11 protein-coding genes are annotated in these 12,634 nt (G+C 62.1%); 1 reads left to right on the forward strand and 10 read right to left on the reverse strand.

The genetic code is table 11. From position 1 onward, the window contains the following. Positions 1-368: 368 nt before the first annotated feature. From glmM to VMA09_16165, 9 genes are all read right to left on the reverse strand, one after another. Positions 369-1,739 (reverse strand): phosphoglucosamine mutase, encoded by a 1,371-nt coding sequence (glmM, locus tag VMA09_16125; protein ID HUA35137.1) that lies wholly within the window; start codon positions 1,737-1,739, stop codon positions 369-371. Further along, positions 1,723-2,706 carry a CdaR family protein gene (locus VMA09_16130; protein HUA35138.1) on the reverse strand — a complete coding sequence of 328 codons (984 nt, stop codon included), beginning with the start codon at positions 2,704-2,706 and terminating at the stop codon, positions 1,723-1,725. The genes glmM and VMA09_16130 overlap by 17 nt, the downstream gene beginning before the upstream one ends. A gap of 18 nt (positions 2,707-2,724) precedes the next feature. Next, positions 2,725-3,477 carry a diadenylate cyclase CdaA gene (cdaA, locus tag VMA09_16135; protein ID HUA35139.1) on the reverse strand — a complete coding sequence of 251 codons (753 nt, stop codon included), beginning with the start codon at positions 3,475-3,477 and terminating at the stop codon, positions 2,725-2,727. Between the two features lie 2 nt (positions 3,478-3,479). Further along, the gene (gene folP / locus VMA09_16140) at positions 3,480-4,313 is read right to left on the reverse strand and encodes a dihydropteroate synthase (GenBank protein HUA35140.1); all 834 of its coding nucleotides are present in this window, start codon (positions 4,311-4,313) and stop codon (positions 3,480-3,482) included. 50 nt (positions 4,314-4,363) lie between these two features. Further along, positions 4,364-6,292 carry an ATP-dependent zinc metalloprotease FtsH gene (gene ftsH, locus VMA09_16145; GenBank protein HUA35141.1) on the reverse strand — a complete coding sequence of 643 codons (1,929 nt, stop codon included), beginning with the start codon at positions 6,290-6,292 and terminating at the stop codon, positions 4,364-4,366. 48 nt (positions 6,293-6,340) lie between these two features. Next, positions 6,341-7,735, reverse strand: coding sequence for a tRNA lysidine(34) synthetase TilS (gene tilS, locus VMA09_16150; protein ID HUA35142.1), 1,395 nt, complete (start codon positions 7,733-7,735; stop codon positions 6,341-6,343). A gap of 214 nt (positions 7,736-7,949) precedes the next feature. After that, the gene (locus VMA09_16155; protein ID HUA35143.1) at positions 7,950-8,723 is read right to left on the reverse strand and encodes an enoyl-CoA hydratase-related protein; all 774 of its coding nucleotides are present in this window, start codon (positions 8,721-8,723) and stop codon (positions 7,950-7,952) included. A gap of 36 nt (positions 8,724-8,759) precedes the next feature. Continuing rightward, positions 8,760-9,776, reverse strand: a complete 1,017-nt coding sequence (locus tag VMA09_16160; protein HUA35144.1) for a hypothetical protein — start codon at positions 9,774-9,776, stop codon at positions 8,760-8,762. A gap of 53 nt (positions 9,777-9,829) precedes the next feature. After that, positions 9,830-10,417, reverse strand: coding sequence for a TetR/AcrR family transcriptional regulator (locus tag VMA09_16165; GenBank protein HUA35145.1), 588 nt, complete (start codon positions 10,415-10,417; stop codon positions 9,830-9,832). 111 nt (positions 10,418-10,528) lie between these two features. On the opposite strand from VMA09_16165, the gene VMA09_16170 reads away from it, so the two are divergent. Then, positions 10,529-11,356, forward strand: coding sequence for a TIGR03619 family F420-dependent LLM class oxidoreductase (locus tag VMA09_16170; protein ID HUA35146.1), 828 nt, complete (start codon positions 10,529-10,531; stop codon positions 11,354-11,356). On the opposite strand, the gene VMA09_16175 is transcribed toward VMA09_16170, so the two are convergent. After that, the gene (locus VMA09_16175) at positions 11,353-12,630 is read right to left on the reverse strand and encodes a CoA transferase (protein ID HUA35147.1); all 1,278 of its coding nucleotides are present in this window, start codon (positions 12,628-12,630) and stop codon (positions 11,353-11,355) included. The two genes, VMA09_16170 and VMA09_16175, sit on opposite strands and share 4 nt — an antisense overlap. Between the last annotated feature and the right edge of the window lie 4 nt (positions 12,631-12,634).

Genomic DNA, 12,634 nt, shown 5'->3' on the forward strand with positions numbered 1-12,634 from the left:
CGGGCGACGATCGTTTTCAAAGTACCCCAAATACCCTGGGGCGGGCGTTTATATCGGCGGAGCGCGGCGGCGGCTTTCGATCTTACACTTGGTCGGAGTAGCGGGCGGTTGGCTACGTCCTCGAGGAATTCGAAGGGGTCGAAGCGCTTCGAGCGGCCGCTTTTAGTCACCATTCGCGGGACGCTCGCAGCCAACAGTTCAAGATACTCGGGATGCTGCACGACGTGTCGGGCAAGCTTGATCGCCAACTCAGTTCGGACGTTCCAATCGAAGCGCGGACTGACGGCAACACGACCGAGCCACGTCCAATAGCCGCCTTTGGTCCGGCGACGGCTTTTCCTTCGAAAAAGCATCGCGCGCCCGTGACTTCAGCTCGGAGAGCCGGTGGAGCGGAGGATTGCGGCGCCGATTTCTTTTGCCAGCATCGTGATGTGCGACTCGTCTTCGCCTTCTACCATCACGCGGGCGAGCATTTCTGTTCCTGAGTAGCGCACCAGGAGGCGGCCGTTGCCTGACAGACGCGACTCGGCGGCGGCGATCATGCGCTGCACCTCGGGCATTTCCGCGAGCGGTACGCGGCGCGCGACGCGGACGTTCTCCAGCACCTGCGGCACGCGGCGCATCACACGCATGTCGCTGAGCGCCTTTCCGTATTCGACCATCGAGCTTAAGAGCAGAAGCGCGGTGAGCAGACCGTCGCCCGTCGTCGCGCAATCCATGAAGATCACGTGGCCGGATTGCTCGCCGCCGACCGAGTAGGAATGCTGCCGCATCTCGCGCGCCACCGCGGGATCGCCGACGTCGGTTCGCACGAGGCGCACACCGCCACTGCGCAGCGCAATCTCGAGGCCGAAGTTGCTCATCACCGATGCGACGACAGTGTTGGCATGCAAACGGCCTTCGGCTGCGAGCTTCAGGCCGAACACGGCCATCACGTCGTCGCCATCGAATAGCTCGCCCTTGTCGTCGATAAAGAGCGCGCGATCGGCGTCGCCGTCGAGCGCGATTCCGACATGAGCGCGCTCTTCGAGCACCCTGCGCCGCAGGCCGTCGATATGCACCGCGCCGCAATCGCGATTGATATTGGTGCCGTCGGGATCGTTGTTGATCGCGATCACGTCGGCGCCGAGTTCCTCGAGCGCGTCGGGGCCGACCTTGTAGCCGGCGCCATTGGCGCAGTCTATAACGACTCGGAGTCCATCGAATGTGACTGTTCGTGGCACGCAGGTCTTGAGAAAGACCAGGTAACGTCCGAGCGCATCGTCGATACGGGCGGCCTTGCCGATGTCGTGCGCTTCCGCGCGATGGCTCAAGAGCTCGGCGTCGTCGAAAACCAGGGCCTCGATTCGCGTTTCGACTTCATCATCGAGCTTGAAGCCGTCGCTCGAGAAAAACTTGATGCCGTTGTCCTGAAAGGGATTATGCGACGCCGAAATAACGACTCCGGCATCAGCGCGCATGCTGCGGGTGAGAAAGGCGATTCCCGGAGTCGGCAGCGGCCCGATTAGCCACACATCCACGCCCATCGAACAGATACCGGATTCGAGCGCCGTTTCCAGCATGTAGCCCGAAAGGCGCGTGTCCTTGCCGATCAGGATCCGGCGATGACGCCCGCCGTTGTGGCGGAACGCGTAGGCGAGCGCGCGGCCCAGCCTGAGCGCAGTTTCCGAGGTGATTGGCTCGCGATTAGCGACGCCGCGAACGCCGTCAGTGCCGAACAGTTTAGGATGGGTGCTCATCTGCGGTGGTCATCTTCTTGGTATGGTACATCCTGAGTCTTACCTTGTCGGGCGTTTCGCGCACGAGTTGAATGCCATCGGGCAAATTCACCTGCACAGGCAACTCGTGGGAGCCGGGTTCGAGGTCTTTCGCATCTACGAAGAGCAATCCCTTGGCATCGAGGCTCTTCAGCTTCAGCATCGGACCCCGAAGCGTGACCGAACCGGAATGCGGCTCGACGCGGAAGCGATAGTCACAGTTCTGAACGTCAACGCCCACCGAGCGAAACTCGCGATCGGCGATTACCTCGGCGACATCGACGTGCGCATCGACGTGATCGACGCCGTAGCGAATCGCGGAATCGGTATCCGCGAGATCGACGCTGCGGTCGGTGTCGTTGGTGAGGCCCTCGACATCGAACGGCTCGGTGTTGATTTGGGTGAGCGGCAGCACGAAACGGCTGGGTCCAATCACCGTGACCGTGGCTGGCTTGATATCGACGTTGGAGACGGTGTAGCCCGTCGAGGGCTTGCCCTGCGTCGTCAGATGCACCGGCACGTCGCGGCTCATGACGTGATCAACATCGAGCGTAATCTGGTCCGGCGATATGCGCGTGACCGTCGTGCCGCGCGGCGTGTTGAACATGGTCGGCAGAATCCTGATGTCAGCCTGGCCGTTGACGACGCCGTTCAGGTTGAGCCTCAGCGCGATTCGCTCGGGATCGAGTAGCGAGAGCAGAGTGCGCGTGCCGGTCACTTCGATTTTCACGAAATCCGGCGGACGATTGACGATGACCAGCCCCGGTGCGAGTTGACGATAGCTGATCGGCACGGTGAGCTGAATCACGGAACCGCGCTCTCCGGCATTGACAAAAATCCAGAAGCCGATCGCGATCGCGAGTGCGAGCAAACGCAGGCCGATGTTGCGCGAGACACGCTTCTTCAGATCGTCGAACCCGATTCGCTGCTTCAGAGTCGCCAACTGCATCACGGTCGCTCAGCTCGCTCACGCCGACAGCTTGCTCAGCGCCTCGCGCACTTCATCGGCGGTGAGGCCGCGGAGCAATTCGCCACCGCGAGCGATCGAAATGGTTCCATCCTCTTCCGACACCACCAGCACCACCGCGTCCGAGTCCTCCGTGATCCCGATTGCCGCGCGATGGCGCGTGCCGAAGGCGAGACTCACGTTGGGATTTGTCGACAGCGGCAACAAACACGCGGCCGCAAGAATTGTATCACCCTTCAAGATAACTGCGCCGTCGTGAAGCGGCGAGCCACGAAAGAAAATCGTCTCGATAAGCTCGGGCGAAATCTCGCCGTTGATCATACGGCCGCTCTCGACAAATTCGTTGAGGCCCATGTCCTGTTCGATCACGATAAGCGCCCCGATCCGGCGCGCGGAGAGCCAGGCCGCCGCGGCCGCCAGCGCCTCGGCCGCAGTCGCCATCTGCGGGCGCGGCACGAAGAACGATTGCGATCCGACACGCGTCAGCGCGCGCCGGATATCGGCCTGAAAGATCACGACGAGGATCACGACCAATGACGACAGGAAGTTGTTGAGCAGCCAGTTGAGGGTGAAGAGCCCGAACACCTGCGACGCGACGAAAGCGCCACCGACGATCACCAGGCCCGCCACCATCTGCGTGGTGCGCGTGCCGCGAATCAAAATCGCGATTCGGTAGATCACGTAGGCCACGATCAGGATATCGACGATATCCTGCCATCGCGGCGCCGGAATCATTGGCAGGTAATAATGCATCGTTATCGCATCGCCGCCCGTCTTACCGCCTCCGCCATCCGCACCGCAGCACCAGCCGCCGCTGGATCGTGAACCCGAACGATTGAGGCGCCGCTCGCGACCGCGAGTGCGTCGGCTGCCGCACCAGCAATCGTCAGTTCGCGCTCGCCGCCGGCCGCGATGCTGCGCACGAAGCGCTTGCGCGAAGCCCCCACTAATATCGGATAGCCGAGCGCGCAGAGCCGGGGCAACCCTGCGAGGATCGCGAAGTTGTGCGCAGCGTCCTTGGCGAAGCCGATTCCCGGGTCGAGGATAATTCTCGATTTCGCGATTCCGGATGACTCGGCAAAACGCGCGCGCCGCATCAGATACTCGCGCACTTCGCTGATGACATCGCGATAGCGCGCAAATCGCGCGTGATTATGCGGGCCGCCGCGCATATGCATCAGCACGACGGCGCATTTCGATCGCGCCGCAACGCTGGCCATTTCCGTGTCACCTTTGAGTGCCGTCACATCATTAATTATATACGCACCGGCATCCAGCGCGATTCGAGCCACGGCGGATCGTCGCGTGTCGATCGACATCGGGATACGGAGCTTTTGCCCGAGACGCTCGAGCACCGGCTTGACGCGCGCGATCTCTTCTTCGAGCGGAACCTCAAGTGCGCCAACGGGGCGTGTCGATTCGCCGCCAACGTCGATGATAGACGCGCCCGCGGCTTCTATCTCGAGCGCATGCTCGACTGCGCGCTGAGGATCGAGATAGCGGCCGCCGTCAGAGAATGAATCGGGCGTGACGTTAAGCACACCCATAATCGCGGGAAAGCGAATAACAACGCCGCCGCGGAGTTTCATGCTCCGCGGCGGCGTGTGGTTCAGATTCGATTCGGAATGCGCGAGGCGCGTCAGGCGAGCACCGGCTTGGGCGGCAGCCCGGGGATCGCGCTCTCCTCGTCTGCGGTCTTCGGCTTTTCGATCGCCGGCGTGCCGGGACGCTGCGGGGGTTCGGCGCGGGGCGTGGTTGAGGGCGGCATCTCACGGCCTTCCTGGAACGCCTTGGCCATCGCCTCGACCTCGGCGCCGTCGAGGACTTCCTTTTCCAGCAGCCGCTCCGCAACCGCGTGCAGCAGCACCAGATGATCGGAAAGGAGTTGGCGCGCTTTCTGATACGAGTCGTCGATAATGCGGCGCACCTCGCGATCGATCTCAACCGCGGTGTGCTCGGAGTAATCCTTGTGATGGGCGATATCGCGGCCGAGGAAGACCTGCTCTTCGCGGCGGCCAAAGGTCATCGGGCCGAGTTCCTTGCTCATGCCCCATTCGCAGACCATCTTGCGCGCAAGCTCGGTTGCCTTTTCGATATCGTCGCCGGCGCCCGTCGTCATATGACCGAAGACCAGCTCCTCGGCGCAGCGTCCGCCGAACATCATGGCGAGCCGCGTAAGCAGGTAGTCGGCCGAGTACGTGTAACGATCGTCGAGCGGGAGTTGCTGCGTGACGCCGAGCGCCATCCCGCGTGGGATAATCGTAACTTTGTGGACCGGGTCGCCACCGGGTAGCAGCGTGCCGACGAGAGCGTGACCGCCTTCATGATAGGCAGTGTTCTTGCGCTCGCCCAGCGACATGACCATCGAGCGCCGTTCCGCGCCCATCATGACCTTGTCCTTGGCGAGCTCGAAGTCTGCCATCTCGACTTTTTCCTTGTTGCGCCGGGCGGCGAGCAAGGCGGCCTCATTCACGAGGTTTTCGAGATCGGCGCCAGCGAATCCGGGAGTCGAGCGCGCGAGTTTATTGATATCGACATCGTCGGAGCACGGAACCTTGCGCGTGTGAACCTTCAGGATTCCGCCGCGGCCCTTCACGTCAGGACGCGGAACGACGACGCGGCGATCGAAGCGGCCGGGCCGCAGCAGCGCCGGATCGAGAACGTCGGGCCGGTTGGTCGCCGCAACGAGGATAACGCCCTCGTTCGCTTCGAAGCCGTCCATCTCGACCAGCAACTGGTTGAGGGTCTGCTCACGCTCATCGTGTCCGCCACCGAGGCCTGCGCCACGATGCCGTCCGACGGCGTCGATTTCATCGATAAAGATGATACAGGGCGCGTGCTTCTTGCCCTGTACGAAAAGGTCGCGGACGCGCGAGGCGCCAACGCCGACGAACATCTCGACAAAATCGGAGCCCGAGATCGAAAAGAACGGCACGCCCGCTTCGCCCGCAATCGCGCGAGCGAGCAGCGTCTTGCCGGTTCCCGGAGGCCCGACCAGGAGCACGCCCTTCGGAATGCGCCCGCCAAGGCGCGTGAAGCGCTTCGGATCGCGCAGGAACTGGATTATCTCTTCGAGCTCATCCTTGGCTTCGTCGATTCCAGCGACGTCGGCGAATGTGACCTTGTGCGTGTTCTCGGTTAGCAGCTTGGCGCGGCTCTTACCGAACGACATCGCCTTGCCGCCGCCGATCTGCATCTGTCGCATGAAGAAGATCCAGAGCGCCGCCAGCACCAGAATCGGGAACCACTGGATCAGAACGACCATCCACCACGGATCGCCCTCGGCGGGCTTCGCGGCGATCTTGACGCCCTTGTCGCGCAGCATCTTGACAAGGTCGGGGTCGTTGAGGGCGTAGGTCTTGAAATGCTCGGCGGTCTTATAGTCGCCCTTTATCTGGTTGCCCTGGATAGTGACGGAGTCGATCTTGCCGTCCTGAACATCATTCAGGAACTGGGAGAAGATAATTTCGGGTTCTTTGGGCTGCTGCCTGCTGAAGATGTTAAACAGCAGCAGGAACATCAGTCCCAGCACTAGCCATAACGCAATACTGCGGGAAAACTGGTTCATCCCACAATCAAAATTATCACGCGTGTTAAATGGCGCGCAACGACGATATCAAAAGAAGTGACGGGGCCGCGCTTCGATTCTGAGGACGATTTCGGTGGACGGCGAGACGAGGGCGGCTCGCGAACGGATTAGACCGGGTAGCCACGCGATTTCGTCGCCCAGGATTACCACCGGCCAGACCGCACGGCGCTCGCGAGGCACTTTGCGATCGATGAAAACCTCCTTCAGCTTGCGATGCCCGCCAATGCCGAGCGGCGCGATGCGATCGCCGGGCCGGAAGCTGCGCGCGACGAGACCTCGCGCGGTGACGGCCGCGGCATCGAAGATGGCTTCGTCGAGCGAGTACGGCATCGAAGATTCGCCTGTCGACTCGATTCGGGAATGAAGGACAACTCCGGCATGGGGAATGATCGTGTCGCCATCAAGCGTCAGGGGAATAGAGTACGGCTGGACTGGCGGCTGATCGTCGCGCTCCAACCTCAGTAGTTCGTACTCGCGACGGGCTCTCCATCGATCCGGGAGTTGAACGAAGGCGTTTGGACCGCCCTCAGAAGCCAATCGACGAATACTCTCGATATGCTCGCGCGATACACGCCGGAGACTGCCCGTCGCACCCCGGATAAACTCGCGCGCCACGCTGCGCTGCAATGCGGGAGTGAGGCGCACGAATTGCAACACGTCAATTGAATTCGCGCCGATGCGAATCGCATCCAGCGCACGCGCGGCCAGCGGCGCGACGAGAGCATCGAGGTCGCGCATCTCGTCGGCGAGTCCTGAAAGCCGCAGGCCGAGACCCGGCGCATACTCGCGCTCCAGCATCGGCATCAGCTCGTGCCGAATCCGATTGCGCAGGATCGAGTGCGCCGCGTTCGAGGAGTCTTCGACGAACTCGATTTGCCGTTCGGCGATGAAGCTGCGGATATCCTCGCGGGAGAGCGAAAGCATCGGGCGGACGATCCGGCCCGGCCCGCGCTCGGCCATCGCGCCCAGTCCCGCGACGCCCGAGCCGCGCAGCAGCCGCATCAAGAGCGTCTCAGCTTGATCATCGGCATGATGCGCCAGCGCGATGAATTCCGCATGAACGGCATCGGCGATGCGCTCGAGAAACTCATGGCGAACTTCGCGGGCCCGCTCCTCGAGATTCGGCATCGACGCATCGAGCCCGTTTGCTCGCTCGCAAATCAGTTCGACACCCAGCCGCGCGCAAAGTCCGCGTACAAAGGCCTCGTCGCGATCGGCCTCAGCCCCGCGAATCCCATGATTAAGATGAGCCGCCGAAACGCGAAATCCGCGATACGCCCGAAGCTCAAGCAAAACATGAAGAAGTGCAACCGAATCAGCGCCGCCGGAGACGCCGAGCAAGAGATGGCTGTCGGGCCGCAGCCCGGCTTTTTCGAGGACCGCCAAAACGGCGCCGAGGAGCGTGTGCGCCTTCAAGATCACCAAAGAAAGGGTATGCCGCTACTCGATGCGCATCAATGAGACTCGCTCGGCACACCACAAAAAATCGCGAAAGGGGCAGTCGCACCGCGCTTGAGATTCCGTTGCCGCTCGCTTTAAATTCCGTCCATCCCGGCTCAGTTCCGTCATCCCGAGCGACGACCCCCGAGGGATCTTGGGACGAGGCGCGGGTCTTCCGCCGCAGCCATCGTCAGGGCTAGCGGCCGGTGAATTTCGGTTGGCGCTTCTGCTGGAAGGCGCTGATACCTTCCTTGTAGTCCTCGGTCCGGGCGGCGATGCCTTGCGATTTCGCTTCGCACTTGAGGACCGCGAATAGCCCGAGGCCTTCTTCGTCGATGCGGCGGACGAGGCGCTTCGACTCCATGAATGCTGCCGTTGGCCCGGCCGCGACTTGTGCGGCGAGCTTGCGGGTATTTTCGAGCACGCTATCGCGCGGGAAGCTTTGGTTGACCAGGCCGAGTTGCGTGGCCTCGGTGCCCGACATCAGGCGGCCCGAGTAGATTAGCTCCAGCGTGCGATGCGCGCCGAGCCGCGACACGAAAAACGAGTGGCCGCCCGAATCGAGCACGGCGCCGATTCGTGCGAATGGCGAGCCGATCTTTGCATCGTCGGCGATGTAGACCACATCGCAGGCGAGCGCGATACCCAGCCCCGCGCCAAGGCATGGTCCGTGAACCGACGCGAATGTCGGCGCCGGGAAGGTCGTGATCTGCCGGATGATCGGATTGATGGTCTCTTCGAGAATCGCCTCGCCGTCTTCGTTGCCGGGATTGGCCTCGGCGAGGTCGCGGCCCGCGCAAAAACCGGGACCCTCGCCCCGAATCAGCAGCGCGCGAACACCCTGCGCCTGCGCGCGATCAAGCGCCGCGCCGAGCTCGCGGACCATCGCCCCGCTCACCGCGTTCATCTTGTCGGGCCGATTGAGAACGACTTCGGCGATCGCGCCCTCAACCGATAGGACGATGCTCATCGTGGCCTCCGTGCGGCGAAGCGAAAATGCGAGCGCTCAGAATACCGGAATAATATCCTCGGCCGAGATATCGCCGACATCGACTCCCTCAATATCAAGTTCGGGAATCGCCGGGAACTGGATGCCCCATCGCTCGACGAGCTTGCGCACGCGCGCGATTGCCAGCTTCCAGTTATCAGCCTGCTGCTCGTAGGTGAGCACGCCAAGTCCGGCCTCGCGCGCTATTTTAAGCAGCGCGCGATGATTCTCGAGGAAGTACGGCGGCAGATCCCAGAACTGCGCCGGCGGCTCCCACAGCACCATCGAGAGGAACACAAATCCCGCGCGCAGCTGCTTGGTCACGAACGAGCGATCTTCATCAGTGAGGCCGGGCCACTGCTGTTCGAGCAGGTTGATGCAGATCTGAAGATGACGCGACTCGTCGCGGCCGATCTTGGTGAAGATCTCGCGGAACACGGAATTGGTCGTCGCGCGCGACATCCCATGGAAGAGCGTCGAGGAGGCGACCTCGCCCATCATGAACGAGGTAAACAGGATCGCGAGCGGATACTTATCAACGCCATGGTTGAATCCCGTCCAGTAGCGTCCGCCGTTGTGATAGAGCCATCCGATATTGTTGAGCGCCGCGCGCTGCAGATCGTTTTGCGGCGCGAAGCCCTGCGGCCCCTTGGGCACGAGGCGCTGGATAACGCGCTGGCACACTTCCTCGTGATTGGTCTCGTCGCGGGTGATCGAGAAAAAGCATTTGCGAATCGGATCTTCCTCGTGAGTCTCGAAGGCGCGGATCATGGCGCGCGCAAAGACCGGCGGTCCCGATGAGTCGAAGTTCGAGAGCAGCGCCCACCAGTACATGATCGCGACCTTCTCGTCGTCGCTCCATGCTTCGGGCGACAGGTCGGCCCACTTGATCTCGGCCGGGTTGAAACCCTCACGCTTGGCGCGATCGTAGATCTCGGCGAGCTTGGGAGTTTCGCAGCGCCATTCGATGGGAAAGATATTGGGCTGCGGAACTTCGGGAGCGGGAATCAGATTGGCGACGTTGAATTCGCTCATGGAGTGCCTCTGCCCAAAACTTACCAACTATTCGGTAGATTATGCAAGCGCGCCTATTCGAGGCCCTCGAATGCGATCCGATAGACCGCCTGCGCGATCTCAGCGCTGCCCAGATCGCCGTCCGGACGATACCATTCTGTGATTGAATTCAGCATCCCAAACAGAAGCCGCGTGGCGAGCCGCGGATCGATATCGGCGCGCAGTTCGCGCGCCGCCTGCGCCGCGGTCATGATCGCCGCGACGCGATGATCGAACTCTCGGCGCCGATCCACGATTCGCTTCTCGACGCGGGTATTCCCGCGAACACTCAACAGCAGCGCCACCTCGTCGAGCCGCTCGACGGTGATCTCGATCGTGCGACGCACGATGAACTTCAAGCGATCGACCGCACGCCCTGAAGTTGCGGCCGGCTCCTCGAGCGAGGCAAACAGCGCGTTGAATGCGCGCCCTACTCCGCGCGCGAGCAACTCTTCCTTGCTGCGCACGTGATAGTAGATGCTCGCCTTGGTGATTCCCGCGGCGCTCGCGACCTGCTCGAGCGAGCTACCGTCGTAGCCACGCTCACGAAATACGCGCACTGCTACATCGAGAATAGTATCCGGATTGTACGGCTTGCGTTCTTTTGCCGGCGGACGACCCAAATTGCGCGGCCTCCCCTTTCGACCCGCGGGTTTAACTGTATGTTGCACTGTGCGCATGTGATGTGGATATAGATCGAAAGATCACCGAGCGGATTCAAGGGCAGCAACACAATGAAGTACGGCATTGCAGTTCGCAATATGGGCCCGCAGTCGAGCCGCAAAACGATCATGGCTTGCGCGCGGATCGCTGAGCAGGCGGGGTTCGACGCAATCTTCGTTTCCGATCACCTGTGTATTCCTACCGATCAGGCCGAGGGCTCGGGCGGCCGCTACCTCGACGTGATGGCGACGATCGCCTTTCTGGCCGGCATGACCGAGCGGATCCGCATCGGCATCTCGGTGCTGGTGTTGCCATATCGTCCAGCGGTGCTGACTGCGCGTCAGCTCGCGGCGATCCAGGAGCTCTCCGGCGAGCGCGTCATCCTCGCGACCGGCAGCGGATGGATGAAACCGGAGTTCGAGGCGCTGGGCGTGGATTTCCGCCGCCGCGGAGTGATCACCACCGAGACACTTGAAGTGATCCATCACCTTTTCAGCGCCGACCTTCCGGGCGGTTTCGAGGGCAAGACGGTACGCTTCCCCTCTTTCGTATCGCTGCCGCGGCCCAAGCGGCCCCCGATCTGGATCGGCGGCAACGGCGACGCGGCGATCAAACGCGTCGTGGATTTCGGCGACGGCTGGCATCCGATGCTGTCCGCCACGGAACTTGAAGCGAAAGTTGAAGAGTTGAAATCGATGCTGCGCGCCAAGGGGCGCCCCGATCCTGAGATCATCGTTCGCCGTGGCATGAAGTTCCACGATATCGCGGCTGCGCGCGCAAGGCTCCAAGCTGAGCGCGAGGCGGGTGCGACCTACTTCATCCTCGACCTGGGCCGCTATCCCGACGAAGCCGCGTTCGGCGAATCGGTCGAGACCTTTATGGCCAAGGTCGCGAGCTAGATCACTTTCTCGCGGCTCAATGCCTCGAGGTCCTGGGCGCTGAGCCCGAGCATCTCGCCGAATACGCGCTGATTGTCGTGGCCGATCGGAACCGAGCCGCGCGTGATCTTGCCCGGCGTCAGCGAGAACCTCGGCACCACGCCGATTCCTTTGACGGGCCCGACCTGTTCGTCGTTCCACTCGACGTGCACGCCACGCGCACGATATTGCGGATCATCGGCCATGTCCTTCGCGGACATGATCGGCGAACACGGAACCTTGCCGCCCGCCGCCATCTGATGCACCACTTCGGCGACGGTGCGTTCGCTGATCCATCCGCGCAGGATCGCGTCGAACTCGATTCCTTCGATCGATTCGAGATCGGTCCGGGCGATTTCCCACTTGGGATCTTTGGGGTCGAGGCCGATAACCTGGAGCAGGCGCCCGTACACGTCGCCAAGCGCGCCGAGCACAACCCATCCGTCCTTGGCCTGAAACGTATCGAGCGGCTGAAAGCCCGTCGCGCGATTACCGGTGCGCTCGCGCACCATGCCCTTCTGAAAGTACTCGAGCATAGTGCCGCCGATCGTTTTGTGAATCGCCTCGTATTGCGCGAGATCAATCGACTGCCCCTTGCCGGTTGTTCGCGCGTAAGTCAGGCCCGCGAGCGACGACCACATCGTGAAAAGCGCCGTAATGTAGTCTCCCGTCCAAGGTGCGGCGCGCGTCGGCGGCGTCGGATCGGGAAAACCGGTCTGATAGAGCATCCCGCCCGCAGCCTGACCCACGATGTCGTAGGATGCGCGCGCGACGAAGTCAGGATCACCGGTCTGGCCGAAGCCCGAGACGTGCGTAATCACCAGCTTCGGGTTGACCTTCCAGACGCTGGCGTCGTCAAGTCCCCATTTCGAATAGGTGCCGGGCTTCGAGCTTTCCATCCAGATGTCGGCGCGCGCGACGAGCTTCAGGAAGATCTCCTTGCCGCGCGGCTTGGAGAGATCGAGCGTCACGCAAAAGACGTTGCGCCGCTCCTGGATCCAGCTCGTCGCCACCGCGCCCTTGCCGTCGGTGGTGGGAATGCGCACGCCGATATTGCGCCATCCGGTATCGCCCACGCCGACGCGCTCGATCTGAATCACCTCCGCGCCCATCTCAGAGGCGAGTTCAGCCGCAAACGGCTGCGCAATCAGTGTTCCGGTGGATACGATCTTGACGCCCTGCAAAGGGCCGAATTTCTCAGGCAAAAGAGTCTCTTCGGACATGACCATCCCGCGATCGTGATTAAGTTTAGCCACGGAT

This window comes from Candidatus Binataceae bacterium (assembly GCA_035508495.1).
Taxonomy (GTDB): domain Bacteria; phylum Desulfobacterota; class Binatia; order Binatales; family Binataceae; genus JASHPB01.